Genomic DNA, 16,481 nt, shown 5'->3' on the forward strand with positions numbered 1-16,481 from the left:
GGCAAAGTCGCGCTAACGACCGCCCAAATCGACTGCATAACGCCTTGATAGCGCCTTGGCGCCACTCACGAATTCCGGACCGTAACGACATGAGCATGATCGACCCCACTGCGCGGATTGCCGATGGCGCTGTGATCGGGGCCGGCACCGAGATCGGTCCGTACTGCATCATCGGCCCCAACGTCGTGCTGGGCGAGAACTGCAAGCTGATCGCGCATGTCACGATCAGCGGGCATACGAAGATCGGCGCCGGCTGCATCATCTCGCCGTTTGCCGCGCTCGGCGGGCCGCCGCAGGATCTCAGCTATCGCGGCGAGCCGACCCGTCTCGAAGTCGGCGAAGCCTGCACGATCCGCGAAGGCGTGACGATGAATGTCGGCACGGTCAAGGGCGGCGGGCTCACCCGCGTCGGCGATCGCGGCTTCTTCATGAACAACAGCCATGTCGGCCATGACTGCATGGTCGGCAACGGCGTGATCTTCGCGACGTCAGCAACGCTCGGCGGCCACTGCGAGATCGGCGACTTCGTCTATATCGGCGGCCTGTCGGCGGTGCACCAGTTCACCCGCGTCGGCCCGCAGGTGATGATCGGCGGTGTCTGCGGCGTGCGCGGCGACATCATCCCGTTCGGGTTAGCCAACGGTCAATACGCAGTGCTCGAAGGGCTCAACATCATCGGCATGCGGCGGCGCCAGTTCACCAAGGCGCGACTGGCGACGGTGCGCGCGTTCTATCAAAAACTGTTCCACGGTCCCGGCATCTTCGCCGAGCGGCTGGCCTCGGTGCAGCCGCTGGCGGGTGAGGATCCTGCGATCGCGGAAATCCTTGCCTTCATCGAGGGCGGCAAGCTCCGGCCGCTCTGTCTTCCCGCCGACGTCAATTGAGCAGGGGATGGCCGCCAGCATGACGTCAGCGGCTCCCTCGCTTTCCTCGCCGGTCGGCGTGATCGCCGGCGGCGGCGCCATGCCGTTCGCGGTCGCCGATCAGCTCACCGCGCGCGGCATCACGCCGGTGCTGTTCGCGCTGCGTGGCGCCTGCGATCCGGCGCGCGCGCAGCGGTTTCGTCACCGCTGGATCTCGGTCGGCCAGCTCGGACGCGCGACCCGGTTGTTCCGCGACGAAGGCTGCCGCGACCTGATCTTCATCGGCACCCTGGTGCGTCCCGCGCTGTCGGAGATCCGGCTCGACTGGGGCACGCTGCGGCTGCTCGGCCATGTCGTGCGCGCATTCCGCGGCGGTGACGATCACCTGCTGTCGAGCGTCGGCCGCATCCTCGAGCAGCAGGGATTTCGCATGGTCGGAATCAAGGATGTCGCGCCGGACCTGCTGATGCCGGAGGGCGCCGTGACGCGCACGACGCCGGACTCGAGCGCGCTCGCCGACATCGCGCGCGGACGCGGCGTGCTCGATGCGCTTGGACCGTTCGACATCGGTCAGGCGGCCGTGGTGATCGACGGTCACGTGGTTGCGGTCGAGGACATCGAAGGCACCGATGGGCTGTTGGCGCGGGTGGCGCGGCTCCGTGCCGACGGCCGTATCCGCGCCAAGACCGGCCGCGGCGTGCTGGTGAAGGCGCCGAAGAGCAAGCAGGATCTCCGCTTCGATCTGCCCACCATCGGTCCACGCACGGTCGAGGGCGCGGCCGCGGCGGGCATCGCCGGCATCGCCGTGATCGCCGGCAACACGCTCGCCGCCGATCCGCAGGGCCTGATCGAGGCCGCCGACGCCAAGGGGCTGTTTGTCATCGGACTGGCGGGCTGATGCAGGCGCATAGTCCCAGCCGCCGCGGCAAGATCTTCCTCATCGCGACCGAGGAGTCCGGTGACCGCCTCGGCGCGGCACTGATGAAGGTGCTGCGCCAGCGCCTCGGCGATGCCGTACAATTTTCCGGCGTCGGTGGCCGGCAGATGACCGGCGAGGGCATCGATCCGTTGTTTCCGATCGAGGAGCTCTCGATCATTGGATTTGCCGCCGTCGTGAAGCAATTGCCGAAGATCCTGCAATTGATCAGGCGTACGGCCGATGCCGTGCTCGATGCTGCGCCCGACATGCTCGTCATCATCGACAGCCCTGACTTCACCCACCGCGTCGCGCGCCGCGTTCGCGCGCGCAACCCGAACATTCCGATCGTCAACTACGTGTCGCCATCGGTCTGGGCGTGGCGGCCGGGCCGGGCGCGCGCGATGCGAGGCTATGTCGATCACGTGCTGGCACTGCTGCCGTTCGAACCGGAGGAATATCGCAAGCTGCAGGGGCCGCCATGCAGCTATGTCGGCCATCCCCTGACCGAGCAGCTCACCTCGCTGCGGCCCAACGAGGAGGAACAGAAGCGGCGCGATGCGCAGCCGCCGGTGCTGCTGGTGCTGCCCGGCAGCCGGCGCAGCGAGATCAGACATCATCTGGCGCTGTTCGGCGCGGCGCTCGGCCAGCTCAACAAGCAAACCCCGTTCGAGCTCGTGCTTCCGACCATGCCGCATCTCGAGGCCATGGTGCGCGAAGGCGTCGCGTCGTGGCCCGTGGTGCCGCGGCTTGCCGTCGGCGAGACCGAGAAGCGCGCCGCATTCCGCGTGGCCCGCGCGGCGCTCGCAAAGTCGGGTACGGTGACGCTGGAGCTCGCGCTGTCAGGCATTCCGATGGTGACGGCCTATCGCGTCGGCGCCGCCGAGGCGTTCATCCTGCGCCGTGCGATCCGGGTGTCGTCGGTGATCCTTGCCAATCTCGTGATCGGCAGCGACATCATTCCCGAGTTCCTGCAGGAGAACTGCACGCCGGACAAGCTCGCGCATGCGCTGGGCGATGTAATCGCGGACTCGCCCGACCGTCTGCGGCAACTCGTGGCGTTCGCGACGATGGACGGGAAGATGTCGACCGGCGACCAGCCCCCGAGCGTCCGCGCCGCCGACATCGTGCTGGCGGAGATGGACCGGAGTTCGACCTAGTCATTCGCTCAACGCGTCGTCAGTGGGGGCTGGTTTGACCCGTGGTGGTCTGTTTTGAAATCGGCGGTGGCGTGTTTCCAGAGTGTGCAATTTTGCTCAGGCACGCGCGACATCTGAGTTTACCATTGCTTGCCTCCCGCCGGATCATCGGCGGCAATGGAGGGGAAGTCATGAAAACCCGCTACACAGTGGCATTATCGATGCTCGCAGGCGTTGCGGTTGGTGGGCTCGCAATTCAAGGCCTTCACGCGCAAGCCAAGCCGCCTGTCTACGTTATCGCGGAAATCGACATTTCGAACGCCGACGCCTACGCGAAGGAGTTTCTACCGCTCGTTCAGGCGAATCTCGGCAAGGCGCTTGCCACGGGAAAGCCGGTTACCATCAGCGGAGAACCAGCGAAGTCGCGCGTTACTGTGCGGCTCTACGATAGTATGGAAGCAGCTAAGGCGGCTTACGATTTGCCAGCGTACAAGGAAGCTCGCAAGATTGGAGACAAGTACGCCACATTCCACATTTTCGCCGTCGAGGGCTTGCTGAAATAGCCCCGCGCCGGAAGCGTCATTGGGGGCCGCTCAGTTGGCGGCCTCTTTCATTTTTTGTCGAGATCGAATCCAGTTTGGATCGCGGCTGGAGTGTCCCTCGGACGAGGCGTCACCGAGAGTGGTCGATTTTGATCTGGCGAGTGGCCTATTTCGGCCAGTACCCGCCAGCGGGCGGCATACTGCCGCAACGGTTCCGCTTGCTTCAGAGATTTAGGCCGTACTAATATTAGCTATGGCTAATATTAGTACGGAGCCTCGCATGAAGATCGATCCTGTTGCCTATGTCGGAGCTGTTGTTCGCGAAGTCGCCGTCCGGGACCACGACGGCAAGCCGGCGCGGGCTGTCATCGCGACCCGCAGCTACGACACCGACATCGCCGATCTCTGGGACGCGCTGACCAATCCCGAGCGCATTCCGCGCTGGTTCCTGCCGATCTCGGGCGATCTGAGGTTGGGCGGCCGATATCAGTTCCAGGGCCAGGCGGGCGGGGAAATCACGACGTGTGAGCCTCCGCGCCGGCTCGCGGTGACCTGGGAGGCGATGGGCGCCGTCAGCTGGCTCACCGTGACCCTGGCCGACGATGCCGCCGGCGGCACGCGGCTCGAGCTTGAGCACCTCTCGCTGATCGAGGGCGACTTCTGGGATCGCTATGGACCCGGCGCGGTCGGTGTCGGCTGGGACCTCGCCTTGATCGGGCTTGCGCTCTATGTCGCCGCAGGCCCTGGAGGGCAGTTCGACCGGGCGGCCGCGGAGGCGTGGCCCGGCTCCGAGGACGGCAAGGATTTCATCCGCCGCAGCAGCGCGGACTGGTGCAGGGCCTCGATCAAGGCAGGAACCGACGAGACGGCGGCACGCCGGGCCGCGGCCACCACGACGGCGTTCTATTGCGGCGAGCCTGAGCCGGGCGGTGGAGGCTAGCGACCGTGCACGCCTTCGACATCCTTGGCGATCCCGTCCGCCGGCGCATCCTGGAATTGCTGGCGACCGGCGAGCACAGTTCTGGCGATGTCGTCGCCGTCGTGCAGCGCGAGTTCGGCATCACCCAATCGGCGGTCTCGCAGCAGCTGCGGATCCTGCGGGACGCCGGTTTCGCGTCGGTGCGCGCCGACGGTGCGCGCCGCATCTATGCCGTGGAGCCGGGGCGGCTGCGCGAGGTCGACGCCTGGCTCGACCGGTTCAGGGCGTTCTGGCTGCCGCGTCTCGATGCGCTCGCGACCGAAGTCGCCCGCGGCAAACGAAAACGGCGCCATCAGGAATGATGGCGCCGTCTCGAACTTGTCAGAGATGAAGCTTACTTGCGCTTGTCGATCGTCACATAGTCGCGGCGCGCCACGCCGGTGTAGAGCTGGCGCGGACGGCCGATCTTCTGCTGCGGATCCTCGATCATCTCGCTCCACTGGCTGATCCAGCCGACGGTGCGGGCGACCGCGAACAGCACGGTGAACATCGAGGTCGGGAAGCCCATCGCCTTCAGCGTGATGCCCGAATAGAAGTCGACGTTCGGGTAGAGCTTGCGGTCGATGAAGTAGGGATCGCTGAGTGCGATCTTCTCGAGCTCGAGCGCAACCTTCAGCATCGGGTCATCGCCATGGCCGGTCTCGGCCAGCACCGCGTGACACATCTTCTGCATGATCTTGGCGCGCGGATCATAGTTCTTGTAGACCCGGTGACCGAAGCCCATCAGGCGGACTTCGCTGTTCTTGTCCTTCACCTTGGCGATGAATTCGGGAATCTTGTCGACCGTTCCGATCGACGACAGCATGGCGAGCGCGGCTTCGTTGGCGCCGCCATGGGCTGGACCCCACAGGCAGGCGATGCCGGCCGCGATGCAGGCGAACGGGTTGGCGCCGGAGGAGCCGGCGATACGCACCGTCGAGGTCGACGCGTTCTGCTCGTGGTCGGCATGCAGGATGAAGATCTTGTCGAGCGCGTCGGCGAGCACCGGGTTGATCTTGTAGTCCTCGCACGGCACCGCAAAGCACATCTGCAGGAAGTTCTCGGCGAAGGACAGCGAGTTCTTCGGATACACGAAGGGCTGGCCGATGGTGTATTTGTAGGCCATCGCCGCCAGCGTCGGCACCTTCGCGATCATCCGCATCGAGGCGATCATGCGCTGCTTCGGATCGTTGATGTCGGTGGAGTCATGGTAGAACGCGGCGAGCGCGCCGACCGCAGCAACCATGATCGCCATCGGATGCGCGTCGCGGCGGAAGCCCTGGAAGAAACGCGCCATCTGCTCGTGCACCATCGTGTGGTGGATCACGCGATGGTCGAAGTCCTTCTTCTGCGCCGGGGTCGGAAGCTCCCCGTAGAGCAGCAGGTAGCAGGTTTCGAGGAAGTCGCCGTTCTCGGCGAGCTGCTCGATCGGGTAGCCGCGGTATTCGAGGATACCGGCGTCGCCGTCGATATAGGTGATCTTAGACTGGCAGCTGCCGGTCGAGGTGAAGCCGGGGTCGTAGGTGAACACCCCGGCCTGGCCGTAGAGCTTGCCGATGTCGATGACATCAGGCCCAACCGTGCCGCTCAGGATCGGGAAATCGTAGTTCTTGTTGCCAATGGTGAGTGTGGCTGTCTTGCTGGATTTTGCGTCCATCGTGAGATCCCCGATGAAATCGTTGCGAAAACCGACCTTGCCCAGTCGCTAATTTGCGGCCCATGGCGGGGCGGAACGGCTTGTGGAGAAAGCGTCCGGCGATGGGTAGCTCATTGCAATGTGCGCTGCAAGATGGACCCTGGAGGGGGTCCATGCAGGATCACGCCGCCTGATCGGCGAGACGGGCAAGGCACTCCTGGCGTCCCAGAACGGCCAGCACGTCGAAGATGCCCGGCGATGTCGTACGTCCCGTCAGCGCCACCCGCAGCGGCTGGGCAACGGCGCCGAGTTTCAGATTGTTCTGCTCGGCGAAATTCCGCATGGCGGTCTCGGTGGTTTCGGCCGTCCAGTCGTTGACGGCTTCCAGCGCGGTGCGCAGTCGGCCGATCAACGCGCGCGTTTCCGGCGTGAGGAGCGCGGATGCTTTCGGATCGAGCTCCAACGGGCGATCGGCGAAAATGAAGTAGGCGCTCGCGATCAGCTCGATCAGCGTCTTGGCGCGCTCCTTCAGGCTCGGCATCGCCCGCAGCAATTGCGCGCGGGTGGTGTCATTGAGCTTGGCCTTCAGCGCGGCGCCTTCAGGAACATAATCCAGCACGCTCTCGAATTGGGTCACGAGGGATTGATCGTCGCTCTGCCGGATATAGTGGCCGTTGAGGTTCTCCAGCTTTGCGAAATCGAACCGCGCCGCCGAGCGGCCGATGCCGGAGAGATCGAACGCGTCGATCATCTCCTGGGTCGAGAAGATCTCCTGGTCGCCATGGCTCCAGCCGAGCCGGACGAGATAGTTGCGCAAGGCGGCCGGCAGATAGCCGAGCGCGCGGTAGGCATCGACGCCGAGCGCGCCATGGCGCTTCGACAGTTTCGAGCCGTCAGGCCCATGGATCAGCGGAATGTGGGACATGCTCGGCAGCTCCCACTCCAGCGCGTCGTAGATCTGCTTCTGGCGCGCCGCGTTGATCAGGTGGTCGTCGCCGCGGATGATGTGGGTGACGCCCATATCGTGGTCGTCGACTACGACCGCGAGCATGTAGGTCGGGGTGCCGTCGCCGCGGAGCAGGACTAGGTCGTCGAGGTTCTCGTTCTGCCAGACCACGCGGCCCTGGACCTGATCCTCGATAACGGTCTCGCCGGTCTGCGGCGCCTTGAGGCGGATGGTCGGCTTGACGTCGGAAGGCGCGGTCGCCGGATCGCGGTCACGCCACATGCCGTCATAGAGGCGGGTGCGGCCCTCGGCGCGCGCCTTCTCGCGCATCGCGGTGAGCTCCTCCGGGGTGGCGTAGCAGTAATAGGCGCGCCCGGCGGCGAGCAGGCCCTCGGCGACCTCGCGATGGCGGGCGGCGCGGCTGAACTGGTAGATGACGTCGCCGTCCCAATCGAGCTCGAGCCATTTCAGGCCGTCCAGGATGGCGTCGATCGCCTCCCTGGTCGAGCGTTCGCGGTCGGTGTCCTCGATCCGGAGCAGCATCTTGCCGCCGAGCTTCTTGGCATAGAGCCAGTTGAACAGCGCGGTGCGGGCACCCCCGATGTGGAGGAAGCCGGTCGGCGAGGGGGCGAAGCGGGTAACGACGGAATTGGTCATGATCGAGTGCGACGTATGCTGGAATGGGCGGTGGTGTATATCAGGAACCGAACATAACTAAAGCCCCGGCTGACCTTTTGCCGGCCAAACCAGGCTTGGCCGGACGGCGCGAATTTGGCAGAAGGTTGAGCTGACTCCTCCAGGGAACCCTTTGATGACGATTGACACGACGGCAGAGGCAGGGCGCGACTTCATCCGCGACATCGTCCAGGCCGATCTCTCCTCCCACAAGCACAACCGGATCGTGACCCGCTTTCCGCCGGAGCCGAACGGCTACCTGCATATCGGCCACGCCAAGTCGATCGCCCTGAATTTCGGCATCGCGCAGGAGTTCGGTGGCCAGTGCAATTTGCGCTTCGATGACACCAATCCGACCAAGGAGGAGCAGGAGTACATCGACTCGATCCAGGCCGACGTGCATTGGCTCGGCTACGATTGGGGCAAAAACCTCTTCTTTGCGTCGGACTATTTCGAGCGCCTGTACGATTGGGCCGAGGGCCTGATCAAGGCGGGCCATGCCTATGTCGATGATCAGTCGCAGGAGGAGATCCGGCGGTCCCGCGGCACGCTGACCGAGCCCGGCAAGAACTCGCCGTTCCGCGACCGGTCGGTCGAGGAGAACCTCGACTTGTTCCGCCGCATGAAGGCCGGCGAGTTCACCAACGGCGCCCGGGTGCTGCGCGCCAAAATCGACATGGCCGCCGGCAACATCAACCTGCGCGATCCCGTGCTGTACCGCATCCTGCACGCTCACCATCCGCGCACCGGCGACAAATGGTCGATCTATCCGAGCTACGACTACGCGCACGGCCAGTCGGACGCGATCGAGGGCATCACCCATTCGATCTGCACGCTGGAGTTCGAGGATCACCGTCCGCTCTATGAGTGGCTGCTGGACAAGCTGCCGGTGCCATCGAAGCCGCGCCAGTACGAAATGGCGCGGCTCAATTTGACCTACACGCTGCTGTCCAAGCGCGTGCTGACCCAGCTCGTCCGCGACGGCCATGTCTCGGGCTGGGACGACCCGCGGATGCCGACCATCGCCGGCCTGAAGCGGCGCGGTGTGCCGCCGGCTGCGGTGCGCGAGTTCATCAAGCGTATCGGCGTCGCCAAGGCCAACAGCGTGGTCGATGTCGGCATGCTCGAATTCTGCATCCGCGAGGAGCTGAACCGCACGTCGCTGCGCCGCATGGCGGTGCTGCGGCCGCTCAAGGTGGTGATCGAGAACTATCCGGAAGGCCAGGTCGAGGAGATCGAGGCGATCAACCATCCCGACAATCCGGACGCCGGCACCCGCAAGGTCGCCTTCGGCCGCGAGCTCTATATCGAGCGCGACGACTTCATGGAGAATCCGCCGAAGAAGTTCTTCCGCCTCTCGCCGGGCAATGAGGTGCGGCTGCGCTATGCCTACTTCATCAAGTGCACCAGCGTCGTGAAGAACGCCGCTGGCGAGATCGTCGAGCTGCGCGCGACGTATGATCCCGCGACCAAGGGCGGTAACGCACCCGACGGCCGCAAGGTGAAGGCGACGATGCACTGGTTGCCGGCGGCGCAGTCGAAGCCGGCGGAAATCCGCATCTACAATCAGCTGTTCGCCAACCCGAGCCCGAACGCCGCCGATTTCGCCGCCGACCTCAACCCGCAGTCGCTCGAAGTGCTGAGCGATGCGCGGGTCGAGCCTGCCATCGCCGAGAGCAATTCGCCCGACGTGATGCAGTTCGAGCGGCAGGGCTATTTCGTGCGCGATGCGGATTCGACGCCGGACAGGCTGGTGTTCAACCGCACCATCGGCCTGCGCGACACCTTCGCCAAGGAAGTCGGCGGCAAGGGTTAGTGCAACCCGGCGCGGACAACAGACGGAGGCGATCGATGCCTGACGAAGCCGAAGACATCGTCTCCGCCATCATCGCCAGATGGTCCGCGGGTTTCGGCATGCTTGATGCGGATACGCTTGCTGCGCTCTACTCGCAGCACGCGTTCTTCTTTGGCTCGAACCCGACGCTCTATCGCGGCCGCGAGGGGGTCAAAGCCTACTTTGATGGCCTGCCACGCTGGCACGCGCCGCGCGTACGGTTCAGCGATATCAGGACCGAACGGGTGAATGCCGATCTCGTCAACATGGCTGCTATCGCGTCCTTTTTCCTTGACGGCGATGCGCCCTCGCTCGCCGTCAAGATCACCTGGGTGATCGCGCGCGAGGACGGCGACTGGAAGATCGCCTGCCACCACGTCTCGTCGCAGACGCCGCTGATCTAGGCGCGCGCAGCCCCGGGTGAGCGCCCAGATATCCTCGCAGGTCACAGCCTTCGGTTGCGTGTTTCGGTTCCGTTCCGCTAGTCGAGTGACTGCGGCATCCGCTAGCCTGCCGCCCGGCAGGGATCGCGAGCGGAATGGCGGAGCAGGGCACGACGCCGGGCGGCAGACGCGGCTACGCGGGGACGTGGCCGCCGCGCACGGCTGCGCCGGCCGGCGGCTATATTCCGGTGCGCGCCAGCATCTGGCGTCCTCTCGTCGAGACATTGCGGCAATGGGCGCGTGCGGAGACGGGGGCCGGGCGGCTGTTGCCGTGGGTGCCGGTGGCGTTCGGCACCGGCATTGCATTCTATTTTGCGGCCGAGCACGAGCCGCGGCTCTCGGTCGCGGCGACCGTCGCCATCGCGCTCTGCTTGCTGGCACTGCTGCTGCGGCGGCGCCGGGTGTTTCCCGCCGTCGTGATGCTGGCTGCGGTCGCGGCGGGATTTGCGACGGCGACATGGAAGACCGCGCGGATCGCCCATGGCGTGTTGGCGCGGCCGATATATTCCGTGGCGCTGACCGGCTTTGTCGAGACGCGCGACGTCAGGGAGAAGACGGACCGCTTCGTGCTGCGCGTCGTGTCGATGGAAAGCCAGCGCGAGGTGCCAAAACTCGAGCGCGTCAGGCTCTCGGTGAAGAAGGGCACCGCGCCCGAGGTCGGCAGCTTCGTCGAATTGAAGGCGCGGCTGATGCCGCCGCTCGGGCCGCAGCGTCCGGGCTCCTATGATTTCGGCCGCGACCTCTATTTCCAGGGTATCGGCGCATCCGGTTTCGTGATGGGCGCGGTGAAGACTAGGGAGCCGCCGGCAACTGGTGGCCTTGCGCTGCGCTATGCCGCATTCATGCAGTGGCTGCGCGATGCCATCGACGCGCGCATCCGCACCACGCTCGACGGGGATCAGCGCGCGATCGCAACTGCACTGCTCACCGGCCGGCGCGATGCGATCACGACGCCGGTCAACGACGCGATGTTCATCTCGGGGCTCGGCCACGTGCTGTCGATCTCCGGCTACCACATGGCCGTGGTCGCCGGCGTCGTGTTCTTCACGATCCGCGCGTTGCTTGCGCTGTTTCCGGCGCTGACGGCCGGGCACCCGATCAAGAAATGGGCGGCGGCGGCCGCGCTCGTCGCGGCGGCGTTCTACCTGCTGCTGTCGGGGGCGGAGGTCGCGACCCAGCGATCGTTCTTCATGACGGCCGTGGTGCTGATCGCCGTGATCGTCGACCGCCGCGCGATCACCTTCCGCACGCTGGCGGTGGCGGCGCTGATCGTGCTCGCGATCGCGCCGGAGGCGCTGGTGCATCCGAGCTTCCAGATGTCGTTTGCGGCGACCCTCGGGCTGGTGGGGCTGGTGCAGATCGGGCTGCCGAACCTGCTGGCGTCGCCCGATCATTCGGCGACCGCGCGCGTCGCGCTGTGGGGCGGGCGTGAGCTCACGATGCTGATGTTGGCCTCGCTGGTGGCGGGGCTCGCGACCACACCCTACGCCGCATTCCATTTCCACCGCGTGACGCCCTACGGGCTGCTGGCGAACCTCGCGGCGATGCCGGTGGTGTCGGCGGTCGTGATGCCGGCCGGCCTGCTCGGGCTGCTCGCCATGCCGTTCGGCTTCGACGGCGTGTTCTGGGCAATCATGGGGTTCGGCATCGACTGGATGATCCTGGTGACGCAATGGGTCGCAGCGCTCCCAGGCGCGGTCGGCCGGATGGCGGCGTTCGGAATCGGGCCGATGGTCGTGGCAAGCGCGGGTCTCATCCTGCTTGGGCTGTTGCGCACGCCGCTGCGCTGGTCGGGGGCGGTGCTGTTGGTGGTGGCCTCGGTCTGGGCGCTGTGGGTGCCGCAGCCGGACGTGCTGGTCTCCGCCGACGGCCGCAACGTCGCGGTGCGGGGCGGCGACGGGCGGCTGCATCTGATGCACAGCGCGAAGGACGCATTTCTGGTCAAGGAGTGGCTGGCGGCGGATGCTGACGCGCGGACTGCCACGGATTCCTCGCTCGGCGAGGGTGTCTCCTGCGATCCGAGCGGCTGCGTGACGCAGGGGCCCGGCGGCGCCTTCGTCGCGCTGGCGACACGGCCGGAGGCGCTGGCCGATGATTGCGAGCGTGCGGCGCTGATCGTGACCGCGCGGCCGGCACCGCGGGGCTGCGCGGCTTCGGTGATCGATGCCGAGCGGTTGCGGCGCCACGGCGCGCTGGTGCTGCGGCGCATCAGGGACGGCTATGCCATCGATGCGGTCAAGCCCGGCGGGATCGACCGGCCGTGGTCGCCGGCGGTTCCCGGCGACGGTGAGGTTGAGACGACGTTGCGCGCACTCGGCAGCGCGCCGCGGCCCGTCGTCGATGCGACGCCGGCCGAGACCGATTTGCAGGGCGAGGATTAGCCGTTGTCGGGTGAGGGGCCGGTCGGCAACTCGAACAGGCCGAGATGGTATTCGTCGGAGTCAGGGCCAGCGTCGGGCTTCTTGACGAGGGTGAAGGAAGCCTCGGGGAATCGCTCCCAGACCTTCAGGTCGTCAGCCGTCACCGTCAGCCAGCCGAACCGGAACAAGTAGCGGCCCGGCTCCGTGACGCGTCCAGCCTTTTGCCATGTGACCTTGTCGACCACCACGCACGTCCTCCGTGCCCGATGATGCGCCAAGGCGCGCGCCGACGCAATTCTCCAGCTGCGCCCCGGAACCCGGCGTCCGGGGTCGCTCGAAATCGCTTAGGTCATCCGCCGCCGAACAGCTCATTCCGCGGCGACGATGCGTTCAACCCAAAAACAGCGACGCAAATGCGGAGGGCCGCCGCTCCACAACCTTCGGCTTCTGCTCGACCGGCGGATGCAGCGCCGGCAATTGCAGCACGCTGACGCGTTGTCCCTCGACGAGCTGGGTCACCAGCACATGGCTGCCGTCGGGGAATTCGACCGCGTCATGATGGCGATCGGGAACGTCGGGCTCGACTTCGTTGAACACGCCGACGCGGAAGTTCATCGTCTTGGTCCAGATCCAGCGGCTGTCGTAGCGAACGTTCTCGGCGAAAGCGAGCTCGGTGCCCGGCAGCATGCAGACCGCGACAGTGGGGTCGGTCTCCGAAGCAAAGCCGCGGGTCGACGTGCCGCGGAAAGTCGTGGTGATCAGCGTCTCTCCAACAATGGCGGGGCGCGACGCCACGGCGTGCAGACTATAGTCACACATCGGATGGCTCCTCTGTTCGAGGTAGCGACCCGTGCCTCTCCTTGAGGCATAGGGCCTCTACCAGAGTGGACGATAGCGAACGAGTGTCTCCTCGTTTCTGGGCGATTGTACGACTGGTCGACGAAACGCCCTGATCACAAACACGCGACGCTGCGCGAGAGGTATCGGAGCGCGTCGGGCAGGCTGCACGTTACGCTATCTTTCAAAGAACGATCCGATGTGTTGCTCGTTCCCCGCCGCCGCAAGTATTTGAAATTCAGTATTTGCGATAGAGGCCGATCAGCTTGCCCTGGATGCGGACCCGGTTCGGCGGCAGGATGCGCACTTCATAGGCGGTGTTGGCCGGCTCCAGCGCGATCGACGCGCCGCGGCGGCGGAAGCGCTTCAGGGTGGCTTCCTCCTCGTCGATCAGTGCCACCACGATGTCGCCGGTGTTGGCGACGTCGTTGCGCTGGATCAGCGCCATGTCGCCGTCGAGGATGCCGGCGTCGACCATCGAGTCGCCGCGCACTTCCAGCGCATAGTGCTCGCCGGCGCCGAGCATGTCGGGCGGTACGCTGATGGTGTGGCTGCGGGTCTGCAGCGCCTCGATCGGCGTACCGGCGGCGATCCGGCCCATCACGGGGACCGCGACCGGACGGTTGCCGTCGTCCTCGGCGATCGGCGGCGTGCTGGTGCGCTTGCCGAGGGTGCCTTCGATCACGCTCGGCGTGAAGCCGCGGCGGCCGTTGCCGCCGCCGGCCGAGAGTTCGGGCAGCTTGATGACTTCGATGGCGCGGGCGCGGTTGGGCAGGCGGCGGATGAAGCCGCGCTCCTCCAGCGCAGTGATCAGGCGGTGGATTCCGGACTTCGAGCGCAGGTCGAGCGCATCCTTCATCTCGTCGAACGAGGGCGGTACGCCGGCCTCCTTCAGACGTTCATTGATGAAACGCAGAAGTTCGTACTGTTTGCGCGTGAGCATCTCGAGTATTCCCCCGGTTGGTAGCGTCGTTCGATTCCGAGACTTTTCAGGCGGGGCCAGACCTCAGGAGCACGGTGCTCATCACAAGCGCTCCCTCGCGGCCTCCCATTTGTACACACCAGTACTCGAAACAAATCATGAACGGACACTATATGTTCGATATGTGTTCCGCAACCACTTAATTTCCGGTGAACGCATCCGGCGAGCGCACAAGCGATGCGGTCTGCGCTGTCACTTGGGCAGTGTCAGGATCTCGCATTGGCTGCCTTTGGCGGCGGCGGGCGCAAACGGCGGACGCACGAGAAGTGCCCGTGCCGCAGCGAGATTCCCGAGCAGCGACGAGTCCTGCTGCATGACAGGCGTTGCGATCAGCGTGCCGTCCTCGCGCTCCTCGAGGCGGGCGCGCAGATAGTCCTCGCGCTGGTCGTTGGCGGCGATGTCGCGGCCGAGCAATGCGCTCTCGCGGCGATGATGAACAGCTTTTCGGCCGCTCAGCGCCCGAATCAACGGCACCAGAAACAGGAAGGCGCAGACATAGGAGGACACCGGATTGCCGGGCAGGCCGATCACCCGCATCGCGCCGAGCCGGCCATGCATCATCGGCTTGCCGGGCCGCATCGCGATCCGCCAGAACGCCATCTCGACGCCTTCGGCCTCCAGCGACTGCTTGACCAGGTCGTGGTCGCCGACCGAGGCGCCGCCGGTCGTGATCAGGATGTCGGCACCCGTCTCTCGGGCCCGGCGGATGCCGGCGGTGGTGGCCTCCACCGTGTCGGCGGCAATCCCGAGATCGACGGTCTCGGCGCCTTCGGCGCGCGCCAGCGCCCGCAGCGCATAGCCGTTGGAATAGACGATCTGGCCGGGGCCGGGCGTCGAGCCCGGCATCACCAGCTCGTCGCCGGTCGCCAGCACCGCGACCTTCGGACGGCGGTGCACCGCGAGGTCCGGATAGTTCATGGCGGCCGCCAGCGACAGCGCGCGATCGGAGAGGCGGCTGCCGGCATCGAGCAGCACGTCGCCTTCACGGAAGTCGACGCCGGCCGGGCGGATATGCCGTCCGGCGGCAGCTAGCTCGGTGATCGTGATGTGGTCGCCGTCGACGGCAGTGTCTTCCTGGATGATGACGGCGTCGGCGCCATGGGGGATCACGCCGCCGGTGAAGATCCGCACCGCTTCGCCGGCGCCGACCGTGCGCTCGAACGGCCGGCCGGCGGCGACTTCGCCAATCACCCTGAGCCGGGCCTTCAGATCACCAGCGTCGGCCGCGCGCACGGCATAGCCGTCCATCGCCGACATCGGCTGTGGCGGCTGGGTGCGCCGCGCGGCGAGGTCGCGCGCCAGGGTGCGGTGGTAGGCGGCATCGAGCGCGACCATCTCCTCCGGTAGCGGTTCGGCGCCGGCGAGGACGGCGGACAGGGCATCGGCAACCGGCATCAGGGCCACGCTCGGAGCTCCTTCAATCCAAATGTTCAATACCAAGTGCAGTCAGAGCCCTCGCCACGTCATCCGTCGATGTCACGTGGATGGCATGAAGGCCACGCGCCCGCGCGCCCTCGATGTTGGCGGCCAGGTCGTCGAAGAACAGGATCCGCGACGCCGGCACGCCGACGGCTTTTACCACATGATCGTAGGCCTCGGCGTCGGGTTTCCGAAATCCGATCGTCGAGGACAGGAAAACGTTGCGGAAATGGCTGAGCAGCTCGGCATGGATGACCGAGAAATGCGCAACGTGCGCCGGATTGGTGTTGGAGAAAGCGTAGAGCGGCATCCGCCTGGCGGCGGTGGCGAGCAGGGGTGCAATCCCCGGCATCTCGCCGGTGAAGATCGCATTCCAGCCTTCGAGGAACTGTGCATCGGTGAGGTTGACGCCGAGCGTCCGGCGCAGGTTTTCGAAGAACGCCGCGTCGTCGATCCGGCCGATCTCGTGATGCTTGAAGCTGTCGTCAACGACAAATCGCGTGGCGAGGTCGGCCGGCGCGCAGCCGGCATGCCACGCCCAGTGCGCCATCACCTTCTCGAAGTCGATGTCGAGCACAACGCGGCCGATATCGAACAGCAGCACGTCGACGGAATCGGGAGAGAGTTGCGAGGTCATTGCGTGAAACCGTGTACGAGAATTGCGGGCGGGCGGCAATGTCCCCGATTGTGCGGCAGGCATGCGACGAAGGCAGCGGGGTGTCGTCCCTGCGAAAGCAGGGACCCATAACCACAGGGGCGTGTTGTTAATGAGGGCTGTGACCCCAGCGTCGCGCAACAATGGGCACTTGGGGTAATGGGTCCTGGCTTTCGCCAGGACGACGATGAGGATGGTTCTCGCGCGATATGACGCACTGTCATTGCGTACTTCATCTCGGTGTCATCGCCCGGCTTGACCGGGCGATCCAGTATT

General features: G+C 65.8%; 16 protein-coding genes. 9 read left to right on the plus strand and 7 right to left on the minus strand.

Annotation, left to right across the window (positions count from 1 at the left end; all coding sequences use genetic code 11):
- Positions 1–89 precede the first annotated feature (89 nt).
- From lpxA to JQ573_RS27810, 6 genes are all read left to right on the plus strand, one after another.
- Positions 90–884 carry an acyl-ACP--UDP-N-acetylglucosamine O-acyltransferase gene (gene lpxA, locus JQ573_RS27785; protein ID WP_212314798.1) on the plus strand — a complete coding sequence of 265 codons (795 nt, stop codon included), beginning with the start codon at positions 90–92 and terminating at the stop codon, positions 882–884.
- 19 nt (positions 885–903) lie between these two features.
- Positions 904–1,761 carry an LpxI family protein gene (locus JQ573_RS27790; protein WP_212314797.1) on the plus strand — a complete coding sequence of 286 codons (858 nt, stop codon included), beginning with the start codon at positions 904–906 and terminating at the stop codon, positions 1,759–1,761.
- Positions 1,761–2,939, plus strand: coding sequence for a lipid-A-disaccharide synthase (gene lpxB / locus JQ573_RS27795; protein WP_212314795.1), 1,179 nt, complete (start codon positions 1,761–1,763; stop codon positions 2,937–2,939). The genes JQ573_RS27790 and lpxB overlap by 1 nt, the downstream gene beginning before the upstream one ends.
- 170 nt (positions 2,940–3,109) lie before the next feature.
- Positions 3,110–3,481 (plus strand): DUF1330 domain-containing protein, encoded by a 372-nt coding sequence (locus JQ573_RS27800; protein WP_212314793.1) that lies wholly within the window; start codon positions 3,110–3,112, stop codon positions 3,479–3,481.
- 259 nt (positions 3,482–3,740) lie between these two features.
- Positions 3,741–4,400, plus strand: coding sequence for an SRPBCC family protein (locus JQ573_RS27805; RefSeq protein WP_212314791.1), 660 nt, complete (start codon positions 3,741–3,743; stop codon positions 4,398–4,400).
- A 5-nt stretch (positions 4,401–4,405) separates the two neighbouring features.
- Positions 4,406–4,741, plus strand: a complete 336-nt coding sequence (locus JQ573_RS27810; RefSeq protein ID WP_212314789.1) for a helix-turn-helix transcriptional regulator — start codon at positions 4,406–4,408, stop codon at positions 4,739–4,741.
- Positions 4,742–4,773: 32 nt separating this feature from the next.
- On the opposite strand, the gene gltA is transcribed toward JQ573_RS27810, so the two are convergent.
- Positions 4,774–6,075 (minus strand): citrate synthase, encoded by a 1,302-nt coding sequence (gene gltA, locus JQ573_RS27815; RefSeq protein ID WP_212314787.1) that lies wholly within the window; start codon positions 6,073–6,075, stop codon positions 4,774–4,776.
- Between the two features lie 160 nt (positions 6,076–6,235).
- Positions 6,236–7,657, minus strand: coding sequence for a glutamate--tRNA ligase (gltX, locus tag JQ573_RS27820; protein ID WP_212314785.1), 1,422 nt, complete (start codon positions 7,655–7,657; stop codon positions 6,236–6,238).
- A gap of 154 nt (positions 7,658–7,811) precedes the next feature.
- Between gltX and JQ573_RS27825 the strand changes: the two genes are divergently transcribed.
- The 3 genes from JQ573_RS27825 to JQ573_RS27835 all read left to right on the plus strand — a co-directional run bounded on the left by JQ573_RS27825 (position 7,812) and on the right by JQ573_RS27835 (position 12,333).
- Positions 7,812–9,491, plus strand: a complete 1,680-nt coding sequence (locus JQ573_RS27825) for a glutamine--tRNA ligase/YqeY domain fusion protein (RefSeq protein ID WP_212314783.1) — start codon at positions 7,812–7,814, stop codon at positions 9,489–9,491.
- Between the two features lie 35 nt (positions 9,492–9,526).
- Positions 9,527–9,913, plus strand: coding sequence for a nuclear transport factor 2 family protein (locus JQ573_RS27830; RefSeq protein ID WP_212314781.1), 387 nt, complete (start codon positions 9,527–9,529; stop codon positions 9,911–9,913).
- A gap of 134 nt (positions 9,914–10,047) precedes the next feature.
- Positions 10,048–12,333, plus strand: a complete 2,286-nt coding sequence (locus JQ573_RS27835; protein ID WP_212314779.1) for a ComEC/Rec2 family competence protein — start codon at positions 10,048–10,050, stop codon at positions 12,331–12,333.
- On the opposite strand, the gene JQ573_RS27840 is transcribed toward JQ573_RS27835, so the two are convergent.
- The 5 genes from JQ573_RS27840 to JQ573_RS27860 form a co-directional block, all read right to left on the minus strand.
- Positions 12,330–12,557: a hypothetical protein gene (locus JQ573_RS27840; protein ID WP_212315462.1), complete on the minus strand. Its 228-nt coding sequence runs from the start codon at positions 12,555–12,557 to the stop codon at positions 12,330–12,332. The two genes, JQ573_RS27835 and JQ573_RS27840, sit on opposite strands and share 4 nt — an antisense overlap.
- A 145-nt stretch (positions 12,558–12,702) precedes the next feature.
- Positions 12,703–13,131 carry a hypothetical protein gene (locus JQ573_RS27845; protein WP_092114590.1) on the minus strand — a complete coding sequence of 143 codons (429 nt, stop codon included), beginning with the start codon at positions 13,129–13,131 and terminating at the stop codon, positions 12,703–12,705.
- 256 nt (positions 13,132–13,387) lie between these two features.
- The gene (gene lexA, locus JQ573_RS27850; protein WP_021079225.1) at positions 13,388–14,092 is read right to left on the minus strand and encodes a transcriptional repressor LexA; all 705 of its coding nucleotides are present in this window, start codon (positions 14,090–14,092) and stop codon (positions 13,388–13,390) included.
- A gap of 231 nt (positions 14,093–14,323) precedes the next feature.
- Positions 14,324–15,535, minus strand: a complete 1,212-nt coding sequence (gene glp, locus JQ573_RS27855; protein ID WP_212314777.1) for a gephyrin-like molybdotransferase Glp — start codon at positions 15,533–15,535, stop codon at positions 14,324–14,326.
- Between the two features lie 13 nt (positions 15,536–15,548).
- The gene (locus JQ573_RS27860) at positions 15,549–16,187 is read right to left on the minus strand and encodes an HAD family phosphatase (protein ID WP_212315460.1); all 639 of its coding nucleotides are present in this window, start codon (positions 16,185–16,187) and stop codon (positions 15,549–15,551) included.
- Positions 16,188–16,481 lie beyond the last annotated feature (294 nt).

This window comes from Bradyrhizobium sp. AUGA SZCCT0105, assembly GCF_018129565.1.
Taxonomy (GTDB): Bacteria; Pseudomonadota; Alphaproteobacteria; order Rhizobiales; family Xanthobacteraceae; genus Bradyrhizobium.

Excerpts from the sequence above, each read along its gene's own strand:
- JQ573_RS27845 (WP_092114590.1), bottom strand. The coding sequence starts at position 13,131 with ATGTGTGACTATAGTCTGCACGCCGTGGCGTCGCGCCCCGCCATTGTT.
- JQ573_RS27790 (WP_212314797.1), top strand. The coding sequence starts at position 904 with ATGACGTCAGCGGCTCCCTCGCTTTCCTCGCCGGTCGGCGTGATCGCC.
- lpxB (WP_212314795.1), top strand. The coding sequence starts at position 1,761 with ATGCAGGCGCATAGTCCCAGCCGCCGCGGCAAGATCTTCCTCATCGCG.
- JQ573_RS27800 (WP_212314793.1), top strand. The coding sequence starts at position 3,110 with ATGAAAACCCGCTACACAGTGGCATTATCGATGCTCGCAGGCGTTGCG.
- JQ573_RS27860 (WP_212315460.1), bottom strand. The coding sequence starts at position 16,187 with ATGACCTCGCAACTCTCTCCCGATTCCGTCGACGTGCTGCTGTTCGAT.
- JQ573_RS27825 (WP_212314783.1), top strand. The coding sequence starts at position 7,812 with ATGACGATTGACACGACGGCAGAGGCAGGGCGCGACTTCATCCGCGAC.
- gltA (WP_212314787.1), bottom strand. The coding sequence starts at position 6,075 with ATGGACGCAAAATCCAGCAAGACAGCCACACTCACCATTGGCAACAAG.
- JQ573_RS27805 (WP_212314791.1), top strand. The coding sequence starts at position 3,741 with ATGAAGATCGATCCTGTTGCCTATGTCGGAGCTGTTGTTCGCGAAGTC.
- gltX (WP_212314785.1), bottom strand. The coding sequence starts at position 7,657 with ATGACCAATTCCGTCGTTACCCGCTTCGCCCCCTCGCCGACCGGCTTC.
- lexA (WP_021079225.1), bottom strand. The coding sequence starts at position 14,092 with ATGCTCACGCGCAAACAGTACGAACTTCTGCGTTTCATCAATGAACGT.
- lpxA (WP_212314798.1), top strand. The coding sequence starts at position 90 with ATGAGCATGATCGACCCCACTGCGCGGATTGCCGATGGCGCTGTGATC.
- JQ573_RS27835 (WP_212314779.1), top strand. The coding sequence starts at position 10,048 with ATGGCGGAGCAGGGCACGACGCCGGGCGGCAGACGCGGCTACGCGGGG.
- JQ573_RS27830 (WP_212314781.1), top strand. The coding sequence starts at position 9,527 with ATGCCTGACGAAGCCGAAGACATCGTCTCCGCCATCATCGCCAGATGG.